28 protein-coding genes are annotated in these 26,997 nt (G+C 60.6%); 11 read left to right on the top strand and 17 right to left on the bottom strand.

What is annotated here, in order from left to right; translation table 11 throughout:
* Positions 1 to 122 precede the first annotated feature (122 nt).
* Positions 123 to 1,622 (bottom strand): nitrogenase molybdenum-iron protein alpha chain, encoded by a 1,500-nt coding sequence (gene nifD / locus Q7T36_RS03265; protein ID WP_304843970.1) that lies wholly within the window; start codon positions 1,620 to 1,622, stop codon positions 123 to 125.
* 106 nt (positions 1,623 to 1,728) lie between these two features.
* On the bottom strand, positions 1,729 to 2,616 hold the full coding sequence (nifH, locus tag Q7T36_RS03260) for a nitrogenase iron protein (RefSeq protein WP_304843968.1): 888 nt from the start codon (positions 2,614 to 2,616) through the stop codon (positions 1,729 to 1,731).
* A gap of 461 nt (positions 2,617 to 3,077) precedes the next feature.
* On the opposite strand from nifH, the gene Q7T36_RS03255 reads away from it, so the two are divergent.
* Entirely contained in the window at positions 3,078 to 3,953 is an 876-nt protein-coding gene (locus Q7T36_RS03255) for an SIR2 family protein (RefSeq protein WP_304843965.1), read from the top strand.
* A 42-nt stretch (positions 3,954 to 3,995) separates the two neighbouring features.
* Here Q7T36_RS03255 and Q7T36_RS03250 read toward each other — a convergent pair whose 3' ends face one another.
* The 9 genes from Q7T36_RS03250 to rsxA are packed head-to-tail and all read right to left on the bottom strand — an operon-like array spanning position 3,996 to position 10,810.
* Positions 3,996 to 4,559: a hypothetical protein gene (locus tag Q7T36_RS03250; protein ID WP_304843962.1), complete on the bottom strand. Its 564-nt coding sequence runs from the start codon at positions 4,557 to 4,559 to the stop codon at positions 3,996 to 3,998.
* A gap of 21 nt (positions 4,560 to 4,580) precedes the next feature.
* The gene (locus Q7T36_RS03245; RefSeq protein ID WP_304843960.1) at positions 4,581 to 5,339 is read right to left on the bottom strand and encodes a dinitrogenase iron-molybdenum cofactor biosynthesis protein; all 759 of its coding nucleotides are present in this window, start codon (positions 5,337 to 5,339) and stop codon (positions 4,581 to 4,583) included.
* 42 nt (positions 5,340 to 5,381) lie between these two features.
* On the bottom strand, positions 5,382 to 5,642 hold the full coding sequence (locus Q7T36_RS03240) for an RnfH family protein (RefSeq protein WP_304843958.1): 261 nt from the start codon (positions 5,640 to 5,642) through the stop codon (positions 5,382 to 5,384).
* Positions 5,643 to 5,653: 11 nt separating this feature from the next.
* A complete protein-coding gene (locus tag Q7T36_RS03235) occupies positions 5,654 to 6,400 on the bottom strand; it encodes an electron transport complex subunit E (RefSeq protein WP_304843956.1) in 747 nt (248 codons plus the stop codon).
* A complete protein-coding gene (locus Q7T36_RS03230) occupies positions 6,397 to 7,071 on the bottom strand; it encodes an RnfABCDGE type electron transport complex subunit G (protein WP_304843954.1) in 675 nt (224 codons plus the stop codon). Before Q7T36_RS03230 ends, Q7T36_RS03235 begins: the two co-directional genes overlap by 4 nt.
* On the bottom strand, positions 7,068 to 8,165 hold the full coding sequence (locus Q7T36_RS03225) for an RnfABCDGE type electron transport complex subunit D (protein ID WP_304843952.1): 1,098 nt from the start codon (positions 8,163 to 8,165) through the stop codon (positions 7,068 to 7,070). The genes Q7T36_RS03230 and Q7T36_RS03225 overlap by 4 nt, the downstream gene beginning before the upstream one ends.
* The gene (gene rsxC / locus Q7T36_RS03220) at positions 8,162 to 9,625 is read right to left on the bottom strand and encodes an electron transport complex subunit RsxC (RefSeq protein ID WP_304843950.1); all 1,464 of its coding nucleotides are present in this window, start codon (positions 9,623 to 9,625) and stop codon (positions 8,162 to 8,164) included. The genes Q7T36_RS03225 and rsxC overlap by 4 nt, the downstream gene beginning before the upstream one ends.
* Before the next feature lie 39 nt (positions 9,626 to 9,664).
* On the bottom strand, positions 9,665 to 10,192 hold the full coding sequence (locus tag Q7T36_RS03215; RefSeq protein WP_304843947.1) for an RnfABCDGE type electron transport complex subunit B: 528 nt from the start codon (positions 10,190 to 10,192) through the stop codon (positions 9,665 to 9,667).
* 36 nt (positions 10,193 to 10,228) lie between these two features.
* Positions 10,229 to 10,810 carry an electron transport complex subunit RsxA gene (gene rsxA, locus Q7T36_RS03210; protein ID WP_304843944.1) on the bottom strand — a complete coding sequence of 194 codons (582 nt, stop codon included), beginning with the start codon at positions 10,808 to 10,810 and terminating at the stop codon, positions 10,229 to 10,231.
* A 511-nt stretch (positions 10,811 to 11,321) separates the two neighbouring features.
* Between rsxA and nifL the strand changes: the two genes are divergently transcribed.
* The 8 genes from nifL to Q7T36_RS03170 all read left to right on the top strand — a co-directional run bounded on the left by nifL (position 11,322) and on the right by Q7T36_RS03170 (position 19,804).
* Positions 11,322 to 12,896 (top strand): nitrogen fixation negative regulator NifL, encoded by a 1,575-nt coding sequence (nifL, locus tag Q7T36_RS03205; protein ID WP_304843942.1) that lies wholly within the window; start codon positions 11,322 to 11,324, stop codon positions 12,894 to 12,896.
* Positions 12,897 to 12,907: 11 nt separating this feature from the next.
* Positions 12,908 to 14,491, top strand: a complete 1,584-nt coding sequence (nifA, locus tag Q7T36_RS03200) for a nif-specific transcriptional activator NifA (RefSeq protein ID WP_304843940.1) — start codon at positions 12,908 to 12,910, stop codon at positions 14,489 to 14,491.
* 222 nt (positions 14,492 to 14,713) lie between these two features.
* On the top strand, positions 14,714 to 16,222 hold the full coding sequence (nifB, locus tag Q7T36_RS03195; protein WP_304843938.1) for a nitrogenase cofactor biosynthesis protein NifB: 1,509 nt from the start codon (positions 14,714 to 14,716) through the stop codon (positions 16,220 to 16,222).
* Between the two features lie 36 nt (positions 16,223 to 16,258).
* Positions 16,259 to 16,537, top strand: coding sequence for a 4Fe-4S binding protein (locus tag Q7T36_RS03190; protein WP_304843935.1), 279 nt, complete (start codon positions 16,259 to 16,261; stop codon positions 16,535 to 16,537).
* A 14-nt stretch (positions 16,538 to 16,551) separates the two neighbouring features.
* Complete coding sequence (locus Q7T36_RS03185) at positions 16,552 to 16,992, top strand: ArsC/Spx/MgsR family protein (protein WP_304843933.1); 441 nt, start codon at positions 16,552 to 16,554, stop codon at positions 16,990 to 16,992.
* Complete coding sequence (locus Q7T36_RS03180; protein ID WP_304843931.1) at positions 16,989 to 17,627, top strand: nitrogen fixation protein NifQ; 639 nt, start codon at positions 16,989 to 16,991, stop codon at positions 17,625 to 17,627. Before Q7T36_RS03185 ends, Q7T36_RS03180 begins: the two co-directional genes overlap by 4 nt.
* Before the next feature lie 108 nt (positions 17,628 to 17,735).
* On the top strand, positions 17,736 to 18,659 hold the full coding sequence (locus tag Q7T36_RS03175; protein WP_304843929.1) for a bifunctional enoyl-CoA hydratase/phosphate acetyltransferase: 924 nt from the start codon (positions 17,736 to 17,738) through the stop codon (positions 18,657 to 18,659).
* Positions 18,656 to 19,804, top strand: a complete 1,149-nt coding sequence (locus tag Q7T36_RS03170; protein ID WP_304843927.1) for an acetate/propionate family kinase — start codon at positions 18,656 to 18,658, stop codon at positions 19,802 to 19,804. Before Q7T36_RS03175 ends, Q7T36_RS03170 begins: the two co-directional genes overlap by 4 nt.
* 91 nt (positions 19,805 to 19,895) lie before the next feature.
* Here Q7T36_RS03170 and phbB read toward each other — a convergent pair whose 3' ends face one another.
* The 6 genes from phbB to cydP all read right to left on the bottom strand — a co-directional run bounded on the left by phbB (position 19,896) and on the right by cydP (position 25,520).
* Complete coding sequence (gene phbB / locus Q7T36_RS03165) at positions 19,896 to 20,645, bottom strand: acetoacetyl-CoA reductase (protein ID WP_304843925.1); 750 nt, start codon at positions 20,643 to 20,645, stop codon at positions 19,896 to 19,898.
* Between the two features lie 152 nt (positions 20,646 to 20,797).
* Positions 20,798 to 22,150: a DUF2252 domain-containing protein gene (locus tag Q7T36_RS03160; protein WP_304843923.1), complete on the bottom strand. Its 1,353-nt coding sequence runs from the start codon at positions 22,148 to 22,150 to the stop codon at positions 20,798 to 20,800.
* A gap of 166 nt (positions 22,151 to 22,316) precedes the next feature.
* On the bottom strand, positions 22,317 to 22,463 hold the full coding sequence (cydX, locus tag Q7T36_RS03155; protein WP_304843920.1) for a cytochrome bd-I oxidase subunit CydX: 147 nt from the start codon (positions 22,461 to 22,463) through the stop codon (positions 22,317 to 22,319).
* A 12-nt stretch (positions 22,464 to 22,475) separates the two neighbouring features.
* Complete coding sequence (gene cydB, locus Q7T36_RS03150; protein ID WP_304843918.1) at positions 22,476 to 23,612, bottom strand: cytochrome d ubiquinol oxidase subunit II; 1,137 nt, start codon at positions 23,610 to 23,612, stop codon at positions 22,476 to 22,478.
* A gap of 2 nt (positions 23,613 to 23,614) precedes the next feature.
* The gene (locus Q7T36_RS03145) at positions 23,615 to 25,189 is read right to left on the bottom strand and encodes a cytochrome ubiquinol oxidase subunit I (protein WP_304843916.1); all 1,575 of its coding nucleotides are present in this window, start codon (positions 25,187 to 25,189) and stop codon (positions 23,615 to 23,617) included.
* Between the two features lie 130 nt (positions 25,190 to 25,319).
* The gene (gene cydP / locus Q7T36_RS17970; protein ID WP_370690039.1) at positions 25,320 to 25,520 is read right to left on the bottom strand and encodes a cytochrome oxidase putative small subunit CydP; all 201 of its coding nucleotides are present in this window, start codon (positions 25,518 to 25,520) and stop codon (positions 25,320 to 25,322) included.
* Positions 25,521 to 25,794: 274 nt separating this feature from the next.
* Between cydP and Q7T36_RS03140 the strand changes: the two genes are divergently transcribed.
* Together Q7T36_RS03140 and Q7T36_RS03135 are read left to right on the top strand one after the other, a co-directional pair.
* On the top strand, positions 25,795 to 26,523 hold the full coding sequence (locus tag Q7T36_RS03140) for a hypothetical protein (RefSeq protein WP_304843915.1): 729 nt from the start codon (positions 25,795 to 25,797) through the stop codon (positions 26,521 to 26,523).
* Positions 26,524 to 26,586: 63 nt separating this feature from the next.
* Complete coding sequence (locus Q7T36_RS03135) at positions 26,587 to 26,838, top strand: hypothetical protein (RefSeq protein ID WP_304843913.1); 252 nt, start codon at positions 26,587 to 26,589, stop codon at positions 26,836 to 26,838.
* Positions 26,839 to 26,997 lie beyond the last annotated feature (159 nt).

Below are 26,997 nucleotides of genomic sequence, written 5' to 3'. Positions count from 1 at the left end.
CTCCTCTCGCGCCACTCATCTGTGGACGGCGAATGCAGGGATACCGGCGCGCGGGGCGTCCGCCCGGGGGGAGGGCGTCCGGCGGCCGGCAGGGTGTCACGGTGAACGGGTCCGCTGACAGATCAGGCGTTGACGGCGATCTTCTCGACCGCAGCCTCTTCCTTCTTCTGCCAGGGGGCCTTCAGTCGCTTCCAGCAGGGATTGTTCAGCGTCATGTCCATGTCACGGGCAAAGATGGCGAAGCCGTCAAAGCCGTGGTACGGGCCGGAATAATCCCAGGAGTGCATCTGGCGGAAGGGCACGCCCATCTTCTGGAAGATGTACTTTTCCTTGATGCCGGAGCCGATCAGGTCGGGTTTCACCCGCTTCACGAACTCTTCGAACTCGTAGCCGGTGACGTCATCGTAAAGCAGGGTGGCGTCGCCCATTTCTTTCAATGTCCGGTCGTAGTCGTCGTTGTGGCCAAACTCGTAGCCGGTGCCGACCACTTCCATGCCCAGGTCTTCATAGGCACCGATCACATGACGCGGACGCAGGCCGCCGACATAGAGCATCACACGCTTGCCTTCCAGGCGCGGGCGGTACTTGGCGACCACGGCGTCCCATTCCGGCTTGTACTTGGCGATCACTTCCTCGCATTTCTGCTGGATGCTTTCGTCAAAGAACTTGGCGATTTCGCGCAGCGATTCGATGGTCTTGGTGGGGCCGAAGAAGTTGTATTCCATCCAGGGAATGCCGTACTTTTCTTCCATGTGCCGTGAGATGTAATTCATCGAGCGGTAACAGTGCACCAGGTTCAGCTTCACCTTCGGCGTCAGTTCCATTTCCGACAGCGTACCGTCGCCGGACCACTGGGCAATCACGCGCAGGCCCATTTCCTCCAGCAGGATGCGGCTGGACCAGGCGTCGCCGCCGATGTTGTAGTCACCGATGATGGCGACGTCATAGGGCGTGACCGGGAAGGAAGTGTCGTCATCGCGCGCGCCCAGCACCCAGTCGCGCACGGCGTCATTGGCGATGTGGTGACCCAGTGATTGCGACACACCGCGAAAGCCTTCGCAACGCACCGGCACCACGGTCTTGCTGATTTCCGCGCCTTTCTTCTTCGCCACGGCTTCAATGTCGTCACCGATCAGGCCGATGGGGCATTCGGACTGGATGGTGATGCCCTTGTTCAGCGGGAACAGGGTTTCGATTTCGTCGATCAGCTTCGACAGTTTCTTGTCGCCGCCGAAGACAATGTCCTTCTCCTGGAAATCCGAGGTAAAGTTCATGGTGACGAAGGCGTTCACGCCGGTGGTGCCGATGTAGTAGTTGCGACGGCCGGCGCGCGAGTACTGGCCGCAGCCCACCGGACCGTGCGAGATGTGGATCATGTCCTTGACCGGACCCCAGACCACGCCCCGCGAACCGGCGTAGGCGCAGCCGCGGATGGTCATCAGGCCGGGGGCCGATTTCTTGTTCGAGGTGATGCACTTCTTGGACTGTTCCAGCGACGGATCGTTGGGGGCCAGGTGCTTGGCGCGGTCTTTACGCGCCTTTTCCGGATAAACTTCAAGCACTTCCTGGATGAGGGCTTCCACCTCGTCCCGGGACAGCTTGTCGTGCGAATTGCCAGTCATGGTCTGTCTCCTTTCATGAAGGTCGGGCAACAGCCTGCGGGGGAGTTGCGCCGCCCGCGGCTGACAGGGCCCATCTGCCCTGTCCCGGATTTGCCACAGACACAGCTCAGGCGGCAACTACCGCTTCTTCAGCGGCGGTCTTGCCGATGATGCTGGTGTCTTCCTCGTCCATGATGCCGAACTCCATCAGCAGCTCTTCCAGTTCATCCATGGTCACCGGGGTGGGGATCACCAGCATCTTGTTGTTGATGATCTTGTTGGCCAGCGAGCGGTATTCATTGGCCTGGTTCGCCTTCGGGTCATACTCGATGACCGTCATGCGGCGGATTTCGGCGCGCTGGACGACGTTGTCGCGGGGAACGAAGTGGATCATCTGGGTGCCCAGCTTGGCCGCGAGGGCCATGATCAACTCGTCTTCGCGGTCGGTTTCCCGGCTGTTGCAGATCAGGCCCGCCAGACGCACGCCGCCGGAGTTGGCGTACTTCACAATGCCCTTGGAGATGTTGTTGGCGGCATACATCGCCATCATTTCCCCGGAGCAGACGATGTAGATTTCCTGCGCCTTGTTTTCACGGATGGGCATGGCAAAACCGCCGCACACCACGTCGCCCAGCACGTCGTAGAACACGAAGTCGAGGTCTTCCTCATACGCGCCTTCTTCTTCCAGGAAATTGATGGCGGTGATGATGCCGCGACCGGCGCAACCGACTCCTGGCTCCGGGCCGCCGGACTCGACGCAGCGGATGCCGCCGAAGCCGGACTTCAGCACGTCATCCAGTTCCAGGTCTTCCACGGTGCCGGCTTCGGCCGCCATTTCCATGATGGTGTTCTGGGCCTTGCCGTGCAGGATCAGGCGGGTGGAATCCGCTTTCGGATCACAGCCCACAATCATTACTTTTTTGCCGGCTTCGGCCAGGGCCGCAACCAGATTCTGGGTCGTGGTGGATTTGCCGATACCACCTTTGCCGTAAATGGCGCATTGGCGCATTGCCATGATGTGCTTCTCCTCCAGGGTTTACATTCCGCACCGCGATCAGCGTTGCGGGCGATGCCTGTGAACCGGGACTGCGGTTGCAATTCTGCCGGTGCATCCTGAAGGTTGCAGGCTTTGTGCCAGCAGGTTGGCATGCATTCATACTATTGTTTTTAAATGGTTATTTATGCAGCGTGATGGTTTTTTCATCGTGGGATACCCAACAAAGCCGGCGGCTTGTCGTGTGGGGTTGGCGACAAAGGGACAAAGGGGAGAGGGGACTTCTATTCCGAAATGGCATTGGTGTTGATCCGCCCCCTGTGACAAAGCCGACAAATTGTCTCCCGCCATCCGGAACCGTCTCCCAACCGACAATCACACACCCATCAAATCCCATTCCAGATCAATCGCTTAAAACCCTGCGCCTACTGGCCTGCAAATTGCTGAAGCACCCATACCCGTTCCCTTTCTGGAAACCCGCCATGAGCCTGACTGCCGCCGAATCTGTTCACCGTCATCATTCCCCCCTGTGCCCGAACGCCCTGGCCGACATTCTGGAAGGCCTCAGTGATGGCTCCGTGGTACCTTGTCTGGGCCCGGGTGCCTTGACCGGCGTGGTCGACAGCAAGGATCAGTCGCCGATCCCCGCCGACAGCAACAGCCTGATCCTGTCCATGACCGGCGGCCAGCCGATGTCGCCCAAGCTGATGTTCGAGTTCTCCCGCGCCGCCATGCATGTCGAGAACAAGAAAGGCCGCAACTACATTGAACGCTTCCTGACCAGAATCTATGCCGAGCGCACCTGGACGCAGTCGCCGCTGCATCACTGGTTGGCCGCTCAACGGCTGCCGTACATCATTGACTGCAACCGCGACACCCAGTTGCAAACGCTCTATGCCGACCGGCCCTATACCTTGATTGTCGGCACCGCACGGCTGGGCGGAACGCACTATCGTTTCCACCTGTACCAGTGGGAAGGCAACCGCTATCGGGTCATCAGCCAGGAGCAACTGGACACCTCGCTGCCGATCCTGTTCAAGCCGCTGGGCAGCCCCTGGCCCAAACCGACCTATGTGGCGTCCGACGCGGATTTTGTCGATTACTTCACCGAGCTGATGGGCGGCTTCGCCATTCCTGAGGCGGTGAAACGGCTGCGGCTGGACAAACGCTATGTGATGCTGGGCATGAATTTCACCCGCGACACCGAACGCATGCTGGTCAGCGACCTGATCTATGGCGCTGCAGCGGCGGAGGCGGGTTGGGCGCTGATTGAAGGGGCGACGGCGAAGGAACAGCAGTTTTGCGCGCGGCAGCGTCTCAGTTGGGTGGATGCGGACTGGCAGCGATTGATGGGTTGAAAAACATTTCCGGCGCGGCAAGCCGCGCCGGAAATCCGGGACTCAGATCGCCCCGTGGGTTTCCCTCTTGGTGGCGGTGGTGGTCTTCAGCGCTTCCTCGACCGTGCCCGCCGGATACCTGAAGGTGTTGTCGCGGAAGGCGTCATACAGCCGGATCACCTTGTCCGCCGCACCCAGCCCCTTGAAGTCGCCTTTCTCCAGCGCCACCAGATCCAGCAGTTCATTCCACACCAGGCCTTGCACCAGCGGGGCAAAGACTACCTTCGTTCCATTGGCGTCGGCGATGAACGGCTTGTCGATATTGACGGTGAAAAAGAACAGCACGCTTTCCGGCAGCAAATCCGGGCCGAATTTATCCAGCAACGACGGGAAGAACTGCAACTCATCCAGCAACCCCGCCATGAACAGCAGTTTGTCACCTTCGGCCAGCAGCACCGCTTCCTTCAGTAACTCTTCCGGCGGCCTGCGACGGCCCTGCGCGTCAGCAATTTCGCCTTCCTTCAGCACCAGTTCGCCGCGATAGGCGGCGCGACCGGACGTGGCGGCCGATTCCTTGAAATTGACGTTGAAAAACAGCAGATCGGATTCGTAGCGGTCCAGTAACATGGCAATGCCCCTTTCAGTGGTTTAGTCGGTCATGGCGACGTCGGACGGGACCCATGCCTCATCCCGGTCGAAGCGCGCGCGTTGTTCGGCGTTGACGCCCAGCAGTTTCGCCATCCATGGCGGCGGTGAACTCACCATCACTTCCTGCAGGCGTTCCAGCGCTTCCCGCGCCGGGGAGGTGTCCTTCATCTTTAGCGGATACAGGCCCGCGCGCACGACCTTGGCCGCCGCCGGTCCGCCAATGGACTGCACGAACAGCACCTGGCAGTCGCCGATCAGTTCGGCCCGGTAGGCGTTGCGGTCCTCGGCGAGATCGGCGTCCACCGTCGAGCGGATATCCACCAGCCGCAGTTCAGTGCGGCTCATTTCATAGACCAAGAAGCGCAGGCAGGAGCCGAAGTGGCCGTCCAGCAACTCGTGGTTATTCGAGGCGACCGCCACCCGCAGCACGCCGCTGCGGTCTTCAAAGGGCGCTTGCAGCGGTGGCAGGGCGTCGGTGTCATCCTCGCCCCACAGAATGCGCACACAGGATTTCATGTCCGCCAGGGCAATGCCGGGGTCCATGCCGTCTTCCTCGTTTTCCACCCCGGCCAGCCCGGCCTTGATGTCGGTGACGGTGACGGTCTTCAGACTGTCGGCATCCAGTCCGCCGGCGATGCGGGTGTTCAGCACCTCCAGCAGTTGGCCGACACTGACGCCCGGCATGGCGCGCGCGGCCAGGGCGATGCGCAGGGCGGTTTCACGGTTCAGGCCGCTGGCGGCCGCGACGGGAGCATTCATGGCTGTTCTCCTCGGAAAAGGGGGGCGTACCAGTGACGGGGATCAGTCATCATCATCATCGTCCTCTTCATCCAGCACGCGGGTGATCTTGCGGTAGATTTCCACGCGGTCGCCTTCACGCAGCGCGGCATCCAGCTTGACGAACTTGCCGAACACCCCGACTTTTTGCCGCGCCAGGTCGATGTCCGGACAACGCTTGAGGATGCCGGAAGCGTCGATGGCCTGACGCACCGTCGCGCCGTCGTCCAGCCTGCACTGCAGGGCCACCGGCTGCGGACCGGCATACACCACTCCGATTTTCATGGCGCTTCCTCCTACAACTGTATCTGCACCGGCAGCGCGGCTTCGGCGCGTAGGGCTGCAGTGCGACGGTCTTTCAGACGCTGGTCCACCCGCCGTTTGCCAGCCAGCATGATCCCCAGCACCATGAATCCGCCCGGCGGCAGGATCGCCAGCAAAATGCCCTTATCAGCAGGCATGACGGTCATTTCCAGCCAATGGAAGTGCGGACCGAGCAGGGTGGATGCCCCGGCAAACAGGGTGCCGCTGCCCAGCACTTCACGCACACCGCCCAGCAGTGTCAGCGCCCAGGTAAAACCCAGCCCCATGCCCAACCCATCCAGCACAGACGCGACCGGGCCATTGCGCAGGGCGAAGGCTTCAGTGCGGCCCAGCACCGCGCAGTTGGTGACGATCAGCGCAATGAACAGGCCCAGCACCTTGTACAGTTCGTGCATCCAGGCGTTCATCGCCATGTCCACGACCGTGACCATCCCGGCAATGATGGCGATCATCACCGGGTTGCGGACTTCCGGCGAAATCACGTTCCGCAACAACGAGATCAGCAGGTTGGACAGCATCATTACCGCCATCGTTGCCACGCCCATTCCCAGTCCGTTGGTGGCGGTGCCGGTCACGGCCATGGTCGGGCACAGGCCCAGCATCTGCACCAGCGCGACATTGTTGTTCCACAAACCCGTGGTGAGATTCTGCCGGTAACCGCCGCCCGGTGTTTCCGGAGCGGAGGCGGAACCGCAGCCCTGACAACCGATATGACTCATGATGACCTCCCGGAGACTGCCGTCGGGGCGGCCAGCTCCCCCGCATGCCGAGCGTAGAAATCGAGACCGGCGCGAACCCCCTTCACAACCGCGCGCGGGGTGATGGTGGCGCCGGAGAACTGGTCAATTCTGCCGCCATCCTTCTTCACGGCCAGTTCCCCCAGCGGTGTCAGCGCCAGGGACATGCCGTTGAAGACGGTGATCCAGTCGCTCTTGCCGATGTCGATCCTGTCGGCCAGGCCGGGGGTTTCCTTGTGCGAGAGCACGCGCACGCCCAGCACCGTACCGTCGGCGTCCAGGCCGATCATCAGCGTGATGTCGCCGCCGTAACCTGCGGTCCTGACCTGAAAAGCGACCGCAGCCAGCTTGCCCTGTTTCCGCGCGGGATAGACCGTGACCGGTTTACTGTCCAGGACGCTGTCAGTAATTTCCACGGCATCGCGCAGCGGATTGTTGTCGTAGAGACGAGCGGGCATCACCTGCTCCAGATTGGCCAGCCGGTCCTCCATTTGCCGTTGTCCGATAGCATGGCGGGTCCGGAGGTCGCCGCTCAGCATTGATACGGTGACGACGGCGCAGACCACGCCCAGCAGCAGGCCGTGGTAACCGGGGCGGGTCCGCCAGCGGCGGAGGCGGGACTGGGGGATGTCCGGCAAGGTGTCAGTGGTCATATCTGTCCGCTCCCCTTGACGGTGGCGACGGGGCTGGCGGCCCGCAGGGGCTTGCCGCTGTCCGCCCGGCCATAAACACGGGGACGGCAGTAACGGTCCAGCAACGGCGTCAGTGCATTCATGAACAGCACGGCAAATGCCACCGCTTCCGGAAAACTGCCCCAGCTGCGGATGACCCAGGTCATGAAGCCGCATCCTGCACCAAAGATCATGCGGCCGCTACGGCTGACCGGAGAAGTGACCGGGTCGGTGGCGATGAAGAACGCTCCCAGCAGCAAGCCGCCAGTGCCGAGGTGAAACAGCGGCTCCGGGTAGCGCGCCGGATTGACGGCATGCGCCAGCCACGATGGCAGTGTCACCGCCAGCAGCATCATCACCGGAATCTCCCAGCTGATGATGCGCAGCGCCAGCAGCCAGCCCGCACCCAGCAGCACCAACAGTTCCGATGTTTCCCCGAAGCTGCCGCCGGTAACGCCGGTCAGGGCCTCCGCCAGTGAAAAGTCAGCCGCCAGCACCTGCCGCGCGTCCTGATGCAGGGTGAATGCGGTTTTCAGATGGCCGAGGGCGGTGGCGCCGGTGCTGGCGTCGGGCGGAGTCAGGCCGCCAAAGGTGATTTGCAGTGACTCGGCGAATCCGGGCGGTGTGGCGGAAGGCAACACCCAGAGGCTCATCTGCAATGGAAAGCTGATCAGCAGCGCCACCCGCGCCAACATGGCGGGATTGAAGATATTCTGGCCGATGCCGCCATAGAGGTGCTTGCCGACCCCGACCCCGAAAGCCGCGCCGCCTGCCCCGATCCACCACGGTGCCCAGGGCGGCAGGGTCAGGGCCAGCAGCCAGCCGGTCAGCAGGGCCGAGCCGTCCAGCAGCCGTCGCCAGGAGTAGCCCAGCAGGCGCAGGCAGGCAGCTTCTGTCAGCAGGGCGGTGCTGCAGGTGACCAGCCACAGGTTGAACGCGGGCCAGCCAAACAGGTAGATACCGAATGCGGTGACCGGCAGCAGCGCCAGCGCCACATGCAGCATGATGCGGTCCAGGCGCGACCGGTCATGGGCATGCGGCGAGGACACCGGCAACGGCGGGATGTTCTGAGTCATGACGGGGCTCCTGCAGATTCACGGCCGGCGCTTTTTCCGCGCCGTTGCTGTTTCGCGGCGGAGCGGGCTTCCTCCTCCAGCCGCAGGCGTTCCGCCCGGGCCGCCATCATGGCCATGACACGGTCACTCTTGCGGGCAGCGCGGCGGCGGGTGTCCTGCTCGCCCATGGCGTACTGGAAGTACTGCACCAGCGGGATGTGTGAAGGGCAAACGTAGGCGCAGGAGCCGCAGAGGATGCAGTCCTTGAGGCCGTAATCATCCGCACCGTCGAAGTCATCGGCGCGGGCATGCGCCGCCATTTCCAGCGGCATCAGACCCATGGGGCAGGCGTCCACGCAGCGGGCGCAGCGGATGCAGGCGGAAGCCTCGTCACGCGGCAATTCCGCCGCCGACAGCGCCAGGATGCCGGTCGTGCCCTTGATCACCGGCACATCCAGCGAGGGCAGGGCTTGTCCCATCATCGGCCCTCCCAACAGCAGGCGGGCGGGTTGGCCGTTCAGGCCGCCGCCAATTTCCAGCACGGTCCGAACCGGGGTGCCGATCAGGACTTCGATATTGCGCGGCTTGTTGACACAGCCCCCGGCCACCGTCACGACCCGCGAAATCAGCGGTCGTCCGAAGCGCAGCGCCTGCTGAATGGCATAGACGGTGCCGACGTTGTGCACCAGCACACCCACCTGGGTGCTGCGGCCACCGGCGGGCACCTCTCGGCCGGTAATGGCCTGGATCAGCTGCTTGGCCGAGCCCATCGGGTACAGGGCTGGCACCACTTCCACCTCGATGCTGCCGTGGCCCTCGCAGGCGGCGCGCATGGCGGCAATGGCTTCCGGCTTGTTGTCTTCAATAGCCACCACCACGCTGTAGGCGCGCAGGATATGACGGATCAGCAGCGCCCCGTCGACGATATCCTCGGCGCGCTCCCGCATCAGCCGGTCATCCGTGGTCAGGTAAGGCTCACATTCGCTGCCGTTGACCAGCACGGTCTTGATTTCATGTTTTACCCCCTGCTTCAGTTTCACCGCTGCCGGGAAAATGGCGCCGCCCATTCCCACCACACCCGCCTGCGCCACACGTTCGGCCAGCACCTCCGGCGCCAGGGCATAGGGGTCTTCGGGTATTTCCAGATCAGCCCAGCGGTCCTCGCCGTCGCAGTCAATGGTGATGGCGTTGGCGCTGAGGCCGGACGGGTGGGGGGTGCCGATGGGGCCGATCGCCGATACCATTCCGGAACTGGAGGCATGCACCGGCGCGGAGACATCCGAGCCGGCCTCGGCAATCAGTTGTCCCTTCAGGACATGGTCGCCCACCCGAACCACCGGTATGGCTTCAGCGCCCGCATGCTGGCGCAAGGGCAGGTATAGTCGCGGCGGCAGTAAGGCCGGAACAATGGTCAGCGCGGCGGAGCGGTCCTTGTGGCCGTCCGGATGCACACCGCCGCGAATGCGTGGAAACTTGAACACGGGTCTTCTCCGTCAATCAACACAAACAGTCACGATCGCTCAGGCTGCCAAGGGTTTCGGCCAGCTCCAGCTTTCCAGGGACGGCAGCTCGGGGTGCAGCGTGACGCATTGCTCCGGACAGGCCTCGGCGCACTGGTTGCAACCGGTACAGGCCGCGCTCATCACGACATGGATCTGGCCATTTGCCCCGACAATCGCATCCGTGGGACACGCCCGGAAGCAACGGGTGCAACCGGTGCAATCGTCTGCGTTGATGCGCGCAATCATCGGTACGCTGAGGCGGTCATCGGCTTCCATAGGGACCCCCAGCAGGGTTGCCAGCTGCTCCGCAAGTCCGCGTCCGCCGGGGGGGCAGCAGGTGATCTTGGCCTCACCGTTCACCAGCGCTTCCGCCGCCGCCGAACATCCGGGAAAGCCGCATTGGCCGCATTGCGCGCCGGGCATCAATGCTTCGATTTCCTTCACCAGCGGATTTTCATCCGGCACGGCGAAAACCCGTGCAGAGATGCCGAGCAGCACACCAAACATCAGGCCAAGGCCGGTCAGGATCAGGGTGGCGAGCAACATGGGAAACCTCCTCAGAAGACCGTGGTCAGTCGGGCATCAGGCGCCGGGGATCAGGCCGCTGAATCCCATGAAGGTCATGGCCAGCAGTCCGGCGGTGATGAAGGCAATTGGGGGACCGGCAAAGAGTGAAGGCACGTGCGCCAGCGCCAACCGTTCACGCAGGCCGGCAAACATGATCATGATCAGCGAGAAGCCCAGCGCCGAACCGAAGCCGAACACCGTGCTCTGCAGCAGTCCGTAGTTCTCCCGCACTGCTATCAGCGGCACTCCCAGCACGGCGCAATTGGTGGTAATCAGGGGCAGGTAGATGCCCAGCGCCTTGTACAGGGCGGGGCTGAACTTGCGGATGACCGTCTCGATGAACTGCACCGCCACCGCCACCACCAGGATGAAGGCCATGATGCGCATGAATCCGATCCCCAAGGGCTGCAACAGCCAGTTCTCCAGCATCCAGCTGCTGGCCGCGCCCACGGTCATCACAAACGTGGTGGCGGCTCCGAGGCCCAGCGAAGTGGACAACTTGTTGGAAACCCCCATGAAGGGGCACAGGCCCAGGAAACGCACCAACACCACGTTATTGACCAGTACGGTGCTCAGCAACAGCATCAGGTAATCCATGGTCTTCCCCCTCGGGTGGCGTCTGGCAGTGGCGGTTTTCGTCAGAAGTGTGGGTGCAGCAACCATGCCATGCTGCCCCGGCTCGTCGGTTTCCAGACGGGCCGTTCCCCATCGGCCCAAGGCGCAACATGCGGCTAAAACACGGGTTTACAAGGGATTTTGTCCGGTCGTGAGCCTGGTTAAGGCCTCCGGCCCCAAGGCCGCCGGGGCCGGATTTTGACCGGGGGCGCATGGCAGCCGGCATCCGCACGAAGTTCCATTTGTCAGTTTCATGACAAAGCCGCCGACGTGGTTTCAGCCATGTGTTTTCTTTCCCACATGAAAAACAGGCCATTTCCGATTCATGGCGGCAACAGCAAGACCATCCCATACCCTGCAGAGGCCCGTGATTCACGATGTTCCGGGGATTTCGCGACGGTACGGGCGGCATCCGACTGCATCGACTGGCCCCGGCACGCTAATTGCCTAGTATTTACAAGGTTATTTGGCTGACATCTCCGGAGTACGGGTCATGAGCAAGGCGGATGGATTGGAAGCATCGGAAAATGGCTCTCTACCGGCGGAAGAGCCTGTGGCCTCGCCGGGTGCCTTGGCGCCGGAAGTCTTCATGCACGCGGTGGAGCATGCCCCGGTCTCGATCTCCATCACCGACCTGAAAGCCAACATCCTTTACGCCAACCGCGCCTTTAACGCCACCACCGGTTACACCACGGAAGAAGTGGTCGGCAAGAACGAGGCGGTGCTCTCCAACGGCACCACGCCGCGCCTGGTCTACGAAGCTCTGTGGGGAAGGCTGGCGCAGCAAAAACCCTGGTCCGGCGTCATGGTCAACCGCCGCAAGGACGAATCGCAGTATCTCGCCGAACTCACCGTCGCGCCGGTGCTGGACGATCAGGGCAAGACCATTTACTACCTGGGCATGCACCGCGACCGCAGCGACCTCCACGAACTGGAACAGCGCGTCAACAACCAGCAGCGCATGATCGAGGCCGTGCTCAATGCGTCTCCGGCGGCGATGGTGTTGCTGGACCGGGGACACAACATCCAGCTCACCAACCCCAGTTTTGTCGCACTCACTGCCGGTATAGCCCGGGGTCAGCCGATGGGCGTCGCCCTGGCCACCCTGATTGACAGCCTCGGGGAAAACTTCATCGCTCTGCGTGACGGGGGGCGACCGTTTACCGGCCGCGAAATCTGTTTTGACCTGGGCGGCTATTCCCAGCACTGGTATTCCTGCCACGGCCTGTCGCTGCAACTGGAAGATGAATGCGCTTCCACCTTTTTCGCCCAGCCGGAAAAGCACCACCTGCTGCTGATCGTGCATGACATCACTGAACTGCGGCAGCGCCAGCAGGACTCGCAGATGAACGCGATCAAGGCGCTGATGGCCGAGGACGAGTTGCTGGAAGGTATGCGTGAAACCTTCAACGGTGCACTGCACCGCTTGCAGGGGCCGGTCAACCTGATTGGTGCGGCGCTGCGCATGCTGCAGCGGCGGCTGGGCGATCAGGCCGATACTGATCCGGTCGTTCTGGCCATGCGCGAGGCCAACGAAGCCGGGCTGCAGGCGCTGGACAGTCTCAGTGACTCCATTCCGGAGCCGTCCACGCAAGCCAGGATGCCGGTCAACATCAACCAGCTGATCCGGGAAGTAATCACCATCACCACCGACCGGCTGCTGGCGCAGGGCATTGTCGTGGAATGGCAGCCCGCCATGCGGCTACCCTGGGTCATTGCCAGTGAAAACCGCCTGCGCAGCATGCTCAAGCAACTGGTGGACAACGCCATCGAGGCCATGAGCCACCGCAGCGTCACCCGGCGCGAACTGCGGGTCAGTACCCAAGTGGACCGGCAGGTGGTGCGCATCGAAATCAGTGACACTGGAGCGGGCATCCCTTCTGAACTGGCGTTCAAGGTCTTTGAACCGTTCTACAGCACCAAGCCGCCCCACAAGGGCTGCCGGGGCATGGGACTGCCCATGGCGCAGGAAATCGTCACCGAACATGCCGGAACCCTGTTCATCGACACCGCTTACCGCGAAGGTTGCCGCATGGTTGTGGAGCTGCCTTTCTCTGCCACAAGCTGACCGGAGGCCGAATGAATTCCCCACCCCCACGACGTTCCCGGCCGTTGTCACGGCTGGAATTGCTGGAGCATGAACTGGGCGCGCTGGCCCGCATCTCCCGGTTGCTGTGCCGCACCTTGCCGATTGAAGAAATCCTCTCCGAAGTGCTGGCTGTCCTGCATAACGATGCGGGACTGGAGCACGGCCTCATCACCTTTGCCAATGCCGAACACAACGCCTTGCAGATCGGGGCGGTCCACAGCGACTCGGACGATGTGACCCGCCTCTCCGGCAATATCCGTTACCGCAGCGGCGAAGGCGTCATCGGCAACATCCTGCGCCATGGGGAAATGGTGGTTCTGGGCCGCATCTCGCACGAGCCGCGCTTTCTGGACCGGCTGTCGCTTTACGATCTGGAACTGCCGTTTATCGGCGTACCGATCAAGGACAGCGCCAACGCCACCATTGGCGTGCTGGCGGCTCAGCCGGATTGTCCCGCCGACGAGATGCTTGCCGATCGCGGCCGCTTCCTGCAAACCGTCGCCAACCTGCTGTCGCAGACCGTGCGGCTGGTGGTCAACGCGGAAAAGGGTGACCGCATTGCCGACGAACGCGATGAACTGCGGCGGGAAGTCCGCGCCAAGTATGGCTTCGAGAACATGGTGGTGGGACACACACCGGTGATGCGGCGGGTATTCGACCAGGTGCGACGGGTGGCCAAATGGGACAGCACCGTGCTGATTCTGGGTGAGTCCGGCACCGGCAAGGAGCTGATCGCCAGCGCCATCCACTACAACTCGCCACGCGCCCACCAGCCGCTGATCCGGCTCAATTGCGCCGCCCTGCCGGAAAACCTGCTGGAGTCGGAATTGTTCGGTCATGAAAAAGGCGCCTTCACCGGCGCCATCAAGATGCGGAAGGGGCGTTTCGAGCAGGCGGACAACGGCACGCTGTTCCTGGATGAAATCGGCGAGATCTCGCCGATGTTCCAGGCCAAGCTGTTGCGGGTGCTGCAGGAAGGGGAACTGGAGCGCGTAGGCGGCAGCCAGACCATACGCGTCAATGTGCGTATCGTCACCGCCACTAACCGCGATCTGGAATACGAGGTGGAGAAGGGGAAATTCCGTGAAGACCTCTATTACCGGCTGAACGTAATGGCCATCCGGGTGCCGCCGCTACGCGAGCGCGCGGCGGATATCCCCGAACTGGCGGATTTCCTGCTGGCCAAGATTGCCCGCCAGCAAAACCGGACACTCCGCCTGACCGACAGCGCCCTGCGCTTGCTGGTCGCCCACAATTGGCCGGGCAATGTCCGTGAACTGGAAAACTGCCTGGAACGCGCTGCGATCATGAGCGAGGACGGCGCCATTGACCGCGACGTGATTTCGCTCAGCGGCGTGGATGAGTCCACCCGGTCGTTTGCCCCGGCGACTATCACCCCGGTCATGCCGCCGGTGGATCTCACGGACATCGACATGGATGAACGTGAACGCGTCATCGCCGCGCTGGAGCAGGCCGGCTGGGTGCAGGCCAAGGCCGCTCGCCTGCTGGACATGACGCCGCGCCAGATTGCCTACCGCATCCAGACGCTGAACATCAATGTCCGCAAGATCTGAGTCCCTGTCCGGAGCATTTTGGCTCGGGACAGGCCGGATTTGTCGCAACCCCCACAAAGCGCGGTCGGTCCTTTGTCCGCAGCCCGACAATGCACCTTGTGCATAAATTAATAAAGCATTTAAAAACAATGGTATTTACTCCCGGCATGGCCGTTGCATCACTCCGTATAACTGCTGACAGCCATGCAGCCTCATCCAGTCGAACGCCCCGGGAGACCCACCATGGAACTGAACGTGCTCGGACAAGATCCCGTCCCCGCCCAAGGCGGTTGCTCCGCCGGATCGTGCGGCAGCACCGACACCCAGGTTTCGCAACTGCCGGAGCACATCCGAGCCAAGGTGCAGAACCATCCCTGTTACTCCGAGGAAGCCCATCACTACTTTGCCCGCATGCACGTGGCCGTGGCACCGGCCTGCAACATCCAGTGCCATTACTGCAACCGCAAGTACGATTGCGCCAACGAGTCCCGTCCCGGCGTGGTCTCGGAAGTACTGACCCCGGAGCAGGCGGTGCGCAAGGTCAAGGCCGTCGCTGCTGCCATCCCGCAGATGAGCGTGCTGGGCATTGCCGGTCCCGGAGATCCCTTGGCCAATCCGCAACGCACCTTCGACACCTTCCGCATGCTCAGCGAGCAGGCCCCGGACATCAAACTTTGCGTGTCCACCAACGGCCTCAACCTACCGCAATCGGTGGAGGAACTGGCCAAGCACAACATCGATCATGTCACCATCACCATCAACTGCGTGGACCCCGAGGTCGGGGCGAAGATTTACCCCTGGATCTACTGGAACAACAAACGTATCCGCGGCAAGCGGGCGGCGAAAATACTCATCGACCAGCAGCAGAAGGGCCTGGAAATGCTGGTGGAGCGGGGCATCCTGGTGAAAGTGAACTCGGTGCTTATCCCCGGCGTCAACGACGAGCACCTGAAGGAAGTCAGCAAGATCGTCAAGGCCAAAGGCGCGTTCCTGCACAACGTCATGCCGCTGATTGCCGAGGCCGAGCATGGCACTTTCTACGGTGTCATGGGTCAGCGCAGCCCGGATGCCGACGAGTTGCAGGACCTGCAGGATGCCTGCGCCGGCGACATGAACATGATGCGGCATTGCCGCCAGTGCCGTGCCGACGCCGTCGGCCTGCTGGGCGAAGACCGGGGCGAGGAGTTCACCCTAGACAAGATCGAGGCGATGGACGTGGATTACGAGGCGGCCATGGTGAAGCGCGCCGCCATCCATTCCGCCATTCTGGAGGAACTGGAAGAGAAGCATGAGAAGAAGGCGCGCCTGGCCGCCATGTCGGTGCCGGTGATCCCGTCGGCTGCCGCCGGGAAGCATCACCGGCCGGTGCTGATGGCGGTCGCCACCAGCGGCGGCGGTGTTATCAACCAGCACTTCGGGCACGCCCGTGAATTCCTGGTCTACGAAGCCTCACCCGCCGGTGTGCGCTTCATAGGGCATCGCAAAGTCGACCAGTACTGCATCGGCGACGACAGCTGCGGCGAAAAGGAGAGTGCGCTGGCGGGCAGCATCCGCTCGTTGAAAGGTTGTGAAGCTGTGCTCTGTGCACGCATCGGTTTCGAGCCCTGGTCCGATCTGGAGCAGGCCGGCATCCAGCCCAATGGCGAGCATGCCATGGAACCCATCGAGGAAGCGGTGCTGGCGGTCTATCAGGAAATGATCGACGCCGGAAAGCTGGACGCCGTCCGCACGCCGATGCGGAGTCACGGCTAAACACTCTTATCGCGTTGAAACCGAGAGGTCACGTTCATGGCGCTTTCCATCGTGGAATCCTGTGTCAACTGCTGGGCCTGTGTTGACGTCTGCCCCAGCAACGCCATTCATGCGGCAACGCCGCATTTCCGCATCAACCCGCACCAGTGCACGGAATGTGACGGCGACTACCCGGACAAGCAATGCGCCAGCATCTGTCCGGTGGAAGGCGCGATCCTGCTGGCGGACGGCAGCCCCGCCAATCCGCCGGGATCGCTGACCGGCATTCCCCCCGAGCGCCTAGCCGAGGCCATGCGCGAAATACGCGCCCGCTAACCCGGAGTCCGCCCATGAGCAGCATCCTGTTCTATGAAAAACCGGGCTGTGGCGGCAATGCCCTCCAAAAAAAGGTTCTGGAAGCGGCGGGGGCGCAACTGCAGGTGAAAAACCTGTTGACCGAGCCGTGGACCGCCGCCTCGTTACAACCTTTTCTGACCGGGAAGCCGGTTGCCGAATGGTTCAACATGGCGGCGCCGCGAATCCGGAATGGAGACGTGCAGCCGGACCATCTGGATGAAGTTCAGGCCCTTGCCCTGTTGCTGGCAGAACCACTGCTGATCCGACGGCCGCTGATCCGTTACGGAGACTTCTGCAGTATAGGCTTCGATTGGCCGGGTCTGGCCGCAGCGCTTGAATTGGATGCCGGGACCGAAACAACGGTCGCCGCCCTGGAAGGTTGCATACATCATCCGGCAGGCAGTTGCCGTCATCCACAGGAGGCTGAAGCATGACTACTCAGTTGGCGGCCCGCGAGGATCTCATATCCTTGATAGAGCCCATGCCCCACCAGATGCCGTTGTATTCATACTTGATGGCCGCGGGGCCGGACCGCCCCAACAAGTCCTGGCTGGCCCGGATCCTTGACGCCCAGCGCAGCACCGGCAGCGCCTTGCCCCTGCATCTTGGACTGGAACCAGATGCTTACAGGCAATTGATCAACTGTTTTTTTCCGGATTGCCGCGTATGGCTGGCGCTGCATTATGGCCATGATCTGCTCTGGCAGCGGGGTGAGTTGCGCCAGCAGTTACTGGTGTTGCGTCGAGAAGAATGGGAAACACTTCGAAACCTGCTGGTACAGCATCGTCGTGGTGATGACGCGTCTGAAATCCGGATGGCGGAAATCGTAGCCGCCGCCTGTCTGGGCAGCGGTCACTTGTGGCGCGATCTCGGCCTGGGCTCGCGCGGAATGTTGCGTGATCTGCTGCAATCCAATTTTCCGGCTCTGGTATCCCTCAACACCCGGGACATGCGCTGGAAGCGGTTTTTTTACAAACAGCTTTGCGAACAGGAGGGCGGTTATGTCTGCCGCTCGCCAAGCTGTGACCAGTGTTCAACCTACGATGAATGTTTTGGAGAGGAAAACTGAGGCAGGAGTGGAGCGATGACGTCTTGTACATCCATCATCGTCCGTCACCAGACTGTCAGAACGGATCGTGCATAATAGGGAAACCCACAACACCTTCAGGGATTTCTCATGTTGCCGATTATGCGTTTCTCCGATCTGATGAAACGCGCACGTTTGCTGGGTGCGGTGCAAACCGCCATTGTGCATCCTGTTTCCGAAGTTGTCCTGCGCTCCACCCTCAGCGCCCGCTCCTTGGGTCTGATTGAACCGATTCTGGTAGGGCCGGAGTCGCGAATCCGCAGCGTGGCCGAACAGGCCGGTCTGGATCTGACCAATATCCCTATCCACAATACCCCTCACAGCCATGCCTCGATCAGCGAGGCCGCCAGACTGGCGCGGGAAGGGAAGGTTGAGCTGCTGGTCAAGGGTTCCACCAGCACCGACGAATTGATGTCCGTGCTGGTGGAAGCCGCCAGCGGGATTCGCACCGAACGCCGGATGAGCCATGTCTTTGTCATGGAAGTTGCCACCTATCACAAATTGCTGCTGGTGACGGATGGCGCCCTGAATGTAACACCCGACCTAGCCGCCAAGCGCGACATCGTGCAGAACGCCATTGATCTGGCGCACGCGCTCAGCATCGACTGCCCCAAGGTAGCCATCCTGGCCGCGCAGGAAAAAGTCAAACCCTTCATCCCCTCGACCATTGACGCCGCCGCTCTGTGCAAGATGGCCGACCGCGACCAGATTACCGGCGGCAAACTGGACGGCCCGCTGGCATTTGACAACGCGATTTCCGCCGAAGCAGCCCGGATGAAGGGCATCCGCTCCGAGGTTGCCGGGGATGCCGATATCCTGCTGGCCCCGGATCTGGAAGCGGGCAATATGCTGGCCAAGCAACTGACCTATCTGGCATCGGCGCGCACGGCGGGGATTGTCATGGGCGCGCGCCTTCCCATTGTGCTCACCAGCCGCTCCGAACAGGAAGAAGGGCGGGTGATTTCCCTGGCGCTGGGGGTGCTGGTGGCCCATAACCGCCGGAGAAAACCATGAGCCTGCTGACGTTGAATGTCGGTTCTTCCTCGCTGAAGGCCGCGTGTTACCGCCAGGGAGAATCGCAGGCGGTATTTGTGCTGGATGTCGATCTGGCCACCGGCGCGGCGCAGTCCTGCGCCGGCCTGCCGGAGTCCCGGCGTCAATGGCCGCCGGGATTAAGCGCCGCCGACATTGCATTACGACTGGTGTCCTGGCTGCGAGAGTCGGGAGAGCACGGCCTCACGGCCTGCGTCCATCGCGTGGTGCATGGCGGTGAGCGGGATGCTCCCGTGCTGATCAACGAAGGAGTCCTGCGGGCACTGCATCGGCTTGCCCCCCTCTGTCCCCTGCACCAGCCTGCGGCCCTGGCCGTGGTCGACGCCCTCCGCAACAGCTGCCCTGACCTGGTGCAGATAGCCGCCTTTGATACCGCTTTTCATGCCGGTCAGCCCTCGCTATGGCGGGAATATGCGCTGCCGGCTGAACTGCGGGAACGCGGAGTCCGGGGCTATGGATTTCATGGATTGTCCTGCCAGTCGATCATGCGCCGGTTACGGCATGACAGTGCGCAATTGGCGGATGGGCGGGTGATCATTGCCCATCTGGGCAATGGCTCCAGCCTGACAGCGGTCAAGGGCGGGCGAAGTCAGGCAACGACAATGGGATTCAGCGCCTTGGACGGGTTGCCGATGGGCACCCGCTGCGGGCATCTGGACCCCGGCGTGCTGCTTTATCTGCTGGAGCAGGACTGGACCGTGGAAGCCCTGACACGGATGTTGTACCGTCAGTCCGGTTTACTGGGGCTTTCCGGCATCAGTGGCGATATGCGCACCCTGACCGCCAGCGATGCGCCGGAAGCGGCTTTTGCCATTGATTACTACATCGACCGGGTGGCGCGGGAGATTGCAGGGCTGGCAACAGTACTGGGCGGGCTGGATCTGCTGGTCTTTACCGGCGGCATTGGCGAACACCAGCCTGCCGTGCGCGCCTGTATCGTCCGGCGCTTGGCCTGGATGGGGTTGAAGCTGGATGAACAAGCCAACCGGGAAGGCTGTGTCAACATTGCGGTTGCTGAATCCGCTGCCTCCCTGTTGGTGATCGCCACCGATGAGCAGGATGAGTTGCGCCGTGCCGCCGAGGCGGTGCTGCTGTTCGGGGATTGATCACCGTTTGCTCACCTTCATGGCCGCATCACAAAAAAGGGGAGCCATCAGGCTCCCCAAGGCTTCCCGGAAGGGAAGCGCCTAAAACCGCTCAATGCATGTAATGGCCGCCATTGACCGGCAGGTTGGCTCCGGTGATGAAGCCTGATTCGGGAGCCGCGAGAAAGGCCACGGCGCGGGCGATTTCCTCGGGGCGGCCCAAGCGGCCGACCGGGATCTGACGGCGGATCTGCTCGCGGATTTCCGGGGCAATCGCCAGCACCATCGGGGTCTCGGTATAACCCGGCGACACGGTATTGACGGTGACGCCCTTGGACGCCACCTCCTGCGCCAGGGCCTTGGTAAAGCCATGCATGCCGGCCTTGGCGGCTGAATAGTTGGTCTGACCGAACTGACCCTTGTCGCCGTTGATGGACGCCACATTGATGATGCGCCCGAAACCACGTTGCATCATGCCGTCCACCAGATGACGCGACAGGTTGAAAACACTGAACAGATTGGTTTCCAGCACCACGCGCCAGTGGTCCTCGCTCATCTTGCGCAGGGTGCCGTCGCGGGTCACCCCGGCGTTATTGACGAGGAGGCTGATGGGGCCGAAACGTTCTTCGATATCGGCAACCATACGCCGGCAATCGTCAAAGTCGGCCACATTGCCGTATTGCAGGGAAATGTCGTAGCCGTCCTCGCACTGCAGCTCCTGCCAAATCTGAGCGGCCTCATGTTTGCCGCCATGGTAATACCCGGCCACCACCTGATAACCCTCGTCCGCCAGACGACGGCAGATGGCGGTGCCAATGCCGCCGGTTCCGCCGGTGACCAGGGCAATGCGTTTTTCACTCATCTCGGTTCTCCAAAGCCATACCAGATAACTAGATTTCCATTCTTCATCCCTGAAGGATTAGTGACCGAAAAATGACGGATTAATGACGCCCTCCTGGTGGATCGGCTTTAAACCTGCTCGCGGCAACCCATCAGGCACACCCGGAAATAGCCTTAATACAAGGGCGTTCCCGCATTTTTGGCGGCGACAAAACTTTGCCAGTCCAGTTGAACCTGATTGGCATAGTCGAAAGCAAAACTGACCATTTCCGCCTTCAAGCCGCTCTTGCTGGTCACGGCGTCGCTGACTTGTTTGTCGATGCTGTAACTGACGATGGCTGAGTCGTAGTCCTGATCGGCCAAGGCATGCGCGGCAGCCAGCGCCTGTCCAAGATAGATGGCGGCGGCGTTCATGCGTGTGGCGTCCAGCAGGGTGTAGTCAAAATCTTCCTGAAACGGAGACTTCTCGTGGACGTAGTAAGGAATTCCGCTGATATTCGTATAACCAATCAACCGTTCCGCATTGATCAATTGTGCTTTGGCGGTTTTGGCGACACGGTTGGCTTCGTTGTAACCATAAGCGGACGCAGGCAGTTGTCCGTTATCGGCCAGCGCTACCGAGCTTGAAATTGTCTGCTTCATTTCCAGAATGACATCGTCGGTGGTTGCCGTACTGGGGCCTTGCACCAGAACGTAGTAACGCATCTTGCCCAAGGAGCCGACACCCGAACCCAGCTTCCGATGAATGTCTTTGACCGTATAAAAGCCGGCGGAGTATTGCTTAGAGGCTGCAATCGACGCCACATAGCCGCTCATGGCAGTCTTGATGTTGTTGTAGGTCGTCGTGTCGACCGCTGTCAGGTTGGAGAGGTTCTGGAAGGTGCGGGTGGTGCCGCTCAGCTGGGTGTATTTGGACAACAAGCTGGCGCGTGTTTTACCGGCTGCTGCTGTAATCGTGTCCTTGACCGCGCCGCCGGTATTGCTGCTCTTGAGCTGGAAGGTGAGTTCAGCGCTGCTGCCCTTGAAACTGCTCATCTGATCGACATAAGCGCCAACCATGGTATTGATGGCTGTGGTGATATTGCTGTCATTGACGCCGGTTTCCCGTCCGGCAAGCACCATGCTGGCAGCGAGGCGCCGCAGGTCCCACGTGTATTGTCCCAGATAGCCCTCATCAAAATCGGACACCTTGAAGACGACCGCTCCGGCGCTGTCCTTGACGGCGTCAAAATTACCGATATGGGTGTCGCCGCCCAGCCAGGTATAGCCGGTCTGAATGTTGGCGTAGCCGGAGGCGGGCAGGGTGAGCATGTCCTGGAAGAAAAGGTGGTCAGTGCCGCGATAAAAGGTGTAGGGACTGGTGGCCATGGTCGTCATTTTGGTGGCGACTTCCACGCTGTTGGTGGCGGCCAGCGGGTGGTTGAAGCTGTAAAGTTGGCTGACGACCCAATTGGTTCGGGGAGCGGCGGCATTGGCGTGGGAGGTGAAGGCTATCAGGCCGGCCAAGGCCAGAATACGCATTCGCATGATCAGGATCTCGTTGTTGTTGGCAATTCGAGAAGTGAATCAAAACTGCATGACGTATTGATGTTGATTTAGTGACGCGTACGGCGGCCATCCGGCGTTTTGAACGAAGCGAGAACACGACTTTGTCATTCAACCCCGCCGAGGTCTTCCCCGGCGGGGTTATGGTTCACTGATCCCGAAACTCTTCAAAGCGATGTCGGGACTCCTGCTCGCTGCGGCGGCCAAACGCATAGTTCGACTCCAGCCACATGACGTTGAGGATGCTGAAGCACAGGGCAAGACCCAGTCCGAGAACCCAGCTGAAATACCACATGATTCACCTCGCTTAATACATCGTATGGGAGTTGGCGCGGATATTTTCAACCGTCACCGTGCCACGCATTTTCCGGTAGACCCAGCCCGTATAGATCAGGATCAGGGGCAGGAATACCACAACCACACCCAGCATGATGCTGAGGGTATGGCGGCTGGAGGTGGCGTCCCACAGTGTCAGGCTGCTGCCTGCATCCAGCGAAGAAGGCAGGATGAAGGGAAACAACGCAATACCCGCAGTGGCCACGATACTGCCGCAAGCCAGCGAACTGCTGAGAAACCCGGTCCAGCGCCAGCCTTTCCAGGCCGCCAGCGCCGCCATCAGGCTGGTCAGGACTCCCAGCGCCGGAACCAGCCACAGCAGTGGCCGGTTCATCAGGGAATGCAACCAGGCCCCATCCTGACGGACTACGGTTTTCATTAGCGGCGTCAGTACGCCATTCACATTGCCTTGCTGCTCAATGGCAAAACCGGACATGCCCTTGATCCAGAATCCGCCGAGGGTAAACAGGAGGGCTGTTGTCACGCCGCCTATGATGGCCAGCTGTCGTGAACGCTGCGCCACCATGCCGTCCGTCCGCAAATGGAGATAGCCGGCGCCATGCGTGCCCAGCATCACCAGCGAAACGGCACCGCAGAACAAGGCAAACGGGTTCAGCAAATCGAAGAAGCTGCCGCCATAGAAAACCTGCAGGTCGGTGTTGTAGCGGAAGGGCAGTCCGGAGAACAGGTTGCCGACCGCTACACCGAACAGGATCGACGGCAGGATGCCGGAAAAACTCAGGGCGATGTCCCAGTTGCGACGCCACCGGGCGGAGGGCTCCTTGCTGCGATAGTCAAAGCCCACCGGGCGGAAAAACAGCCCCAGCAGCACCAGCATCAATGGCAGGTAGAGTACCGAAAAGGCGGCGGCATACAACAGGGGCCAGGCCGCAAACAATGCTCCTCCGGCTGTGACCAGCCAGACCTGGTTGCCTTCCCACACCGGACCAATGGTGTTCAGCGCCACCCGTCGCTCGTCATCCGACTTTGCGACCAGCATCAGGATGCTGCCAACGCCGAAGTCAAAGCCGTCCATGATGACAAAGCCGACAAACAAAATTCCGACCAGCAGCCACCAGATGAATTTCAGGGTTTCGTAATCAAACATGATCATGCCTCCTGATTCAGCGCGGGCGCAGCGGTTTCGCCGTCATAGCGACCGGTATGCAAACTCGCCGGGCCCAAGCGGATGTATTTCAGCATCAGGTACATTTCGACCACGAACAAACCGCTATAGACCAGCACCAACCCTATCAGGCTGCCCAGGACTTCATGTCCGGCCAGTTGCGACACCGACAGGTGCGTCGGCAGGATACCGCTGATCGTCCATGGTTGCCGACCGTATTCCGCCACGAACCAGCCTAGCTCCGCCGCCAGCCAGGGCAGGGGAATGCTCCAGACACACAACCGCAGCAGCCAGCGTTGCGGCGCCAGTTTCTTGGCCGCCAGAAACCAGAAGCTGGCGGCAAACACGAACAGGAAAAAGAAGCCCAGGCCGACCATCAGCCGGAACGACCAGAACAGGGGCGCCACCTTGGGAATTGTATCCTGCGCTGCCTGCTTGATCTGGGCATCGGTAGCATCTACCACAGCAGGTGTATATTTTTTCAGCAGCAGTCCGTAGCCCAGGTTTTCCTTGTGCTGGTCGAAACGGGTGCGGGCGGCATCACTCAGGTCACCGGACTTGAGCGTTTGCAGGGCTTCAAAGGCGATGATGCCGTCACGGATTCGGGCTTCATGCTCCTTGCGCAGGTCTTTCAGGCCGATGACCTGCTTGTCGATCGAACGGGTGGCGATCAGGCCCAGGGCATAAGGGATCTGGATGGCATAATCGGTACGTTCCTCGGCCTGGTTGGGAAAACCGAAGGCTGTAAACGAGGCTGGCGCGGGTTGGGTTTCCCATTCCGCTTCAATCGCGGCGATCTTGACCCGTTGCACTTCCCCGGCGGTATAACCGGATTCGTCACCCAACACAATCACGGACAACACAGACGCCAGACCGAAGCTGGAAGCAATTGCGAACGAACGCAGGGCAAAATTGACGTCCCGGGCTTTCAGCAAGTACCAGGAAGAGATGCCCAGGACAAACATCGAAGCCGTGACATACCCGGCAGCGACGGTGTGGATGAACTTGACCTGTGCGACAGGATTGAAAAACACATCCGCCATGCTCACCAGTTCCATGCGCATGGTGACAAAATTGAACTCCGCACCCACCGGATTCTGCATCCAGCCGTTGGCCACCAGAATCCACAGCGCAGACAGGTTGGAGCCCAGCGCCACCAGAAACGTCGTCATCAGATGCTGCAGCTTCGACAGCCGGTCCCAGCCAAAAAAGAAGATACCGACAAAGGTGGACTCGAGGAAAAAGGCCATCAACCCTTCAATGGCCAGCGGAGCACCAAAGATGTCGCCGACATAATGCGAGTAATAGGCCCAATTGGTCCCGAACTGGAACTCCATGGTGATCCCGGTTGTCACCCCCATGGCGAAGTTGATGCCGAAGAGCTTGCCCCAGAAGCGTGTCATGTCCTTGTAGATCTGCTGGCCGGTCATGACATACGTGGCCTCACAAATAAAGAGTATCCACGACATCCCCAGGGTCAGCGGGACAAAAAAGAAATGAAACATGGCGGTGACGGCAAACTGCAGTCGCGACAGTTCAACCACGGTGTCTAAGTTCATAGCATTCTCCGGAGAAAAGCCGTGTTCAGGGTGATGAAGGAGGGCGCCCATACAGTCTTTACAGGAAATACTGCATGATCAGGGTAGCTTAAGGAATGCGGCACATTGCCGCAGCAGCACAGATAGGTCATCAGTGAACCGTCCGTATGGGCGTTGGGGACGGTGAGGAGAGGGGAGCGGTAGACAGTATCCTGGAGTCCAGGCTTTCCACCGGCATTTGCATGTGCGGGGCAACCGGGTGCGAAAACCAAATGCACCATATTCCCCAGAGTAATCCGGCCTTGATCAGCAACAACAGCGTAATGTCACGCTTCAAGCGGTCTTGACGCATCCTGTGTCACCTCCGGAGTTGAGTTTAATCAAAGTAGCATACCCCCTGTAGTATTTCACCCCGTATCGTTTAAGATTGACTGAAAGTGGCGAATGCAGTAAGGATTATGGCAATCCGGCAGCCCAGCGGTTACTGTTGAGCTAACGGAGCAACGTGTTCAGAAGCTGGTACGAGAACGTGGCTCCAGTTGACCGTTTTCCCCATGGATCCACCGGGATCTATACGATAGCCTTTGGCGGACAACAAAAAGAAAATCTCGCGGGAGAATATTCCAATGACAATCCGGCGTTTCGGGTTGAGCCTGTTGCTGGGCTTGACAGTGGCTGCGGGCGTGGTCCATGCTGAGGACGAAGACGGCCTTGATGAATTCCGCGACAAGCTGACCAACGAATGGATGATGGTCAAGAACGACCGCCTGCACAATATCCGCACCTTCGCACGGCTGGAAGACGGCAAGCGCTACCGCTCCATGAAGGTTGAAGCGACCCTGGACGCCAGTCTGGCCTCGCTGGCCCGAGTCATGTACGACATCGAGAGTTATCCCCGCTGGTTCTGGAAAACCCGTACGGCCCGTTTCCTGCGCAAGGATTCACCCACCGAGTTCATTGCCTACATGGTTCATGAAGCGCCGGTGGGGCTGCCGGACCGGGATACGGCCATCAAGATAACCGTTGATCCGCAATCCCGTGGCAAGCCCGGCATCGTGATGCATGTGACCGCCATGCCTGACTTTCTTCCAGCCAAGCCGCCGCTGGTGCGGGTCAAGGCCGAAGAGCTGACCTTGCGTTTTACGCCCAAGTCCGAAAAGCAGGTGGATTTGCAGGTGGAAGGCTATTTCGATCCGGGTGGATTTGCTCCGGCTTGGGCAGCGAACTTTGTGCAACGCAATGCGCCGTACAGCGTCATTCTGGGGTTGCAGCGTATGGCGAACAAAGAGGACTATGCAAAGGAAGGGCGGCCGTTACCGTTCAAGATCTATGAATTCGGGCAGGCTATTCCCTGAGTTTTGTTCCGGATCCCTGTAAGGATATTCCGGCTCACGGCCATCAGGATTCGTGGTTAACCCATGACAGACAACGCAGTCAAATTTCACATCATCTACACTGACCGGGATATGCTGTTATCCCGGCAAGCCTTTGCATCCTGGCGCGACATTCAGGAAGCCTATCCCGGTTATCTGACATCTTTGGGGCCATGGAGTGCTGAGGAAGTCATCGAGTATCTTCAGCAGGAATATCCGGAACTTGAGCCTTCATCGGAACAACAGCTTGCATTGTGCATGTCCGCCGTGGAAACTGTACTGAGCTTCAGTCGGTGATTGGACGCGTACCTGATCAATCCCTGAAGGCTTAGACAGCCCAACGAAAACCCTCAGTCAGTTTTTCCAAGTCACACCAAACACCTCCGAATTACCTCAAAAAGCCCATCCAAACGCCTATCCCGGCCACCGGGGACTTATGTCGCATAATGTATATTA

The organism is Fluviicoccus sp. (assembly GCF_030646115.1).
In the GTDB taxonomy this organism is placed as follows: domain Bacteria; phylum Pseudomonadota; class Gammaproteobacteria; order Pseudomonadales; family Moraxellaceae; genus Fluviicoccus.
This window is presented reverse-complemented; position numbering and strand designations above follow the sequence as displayed.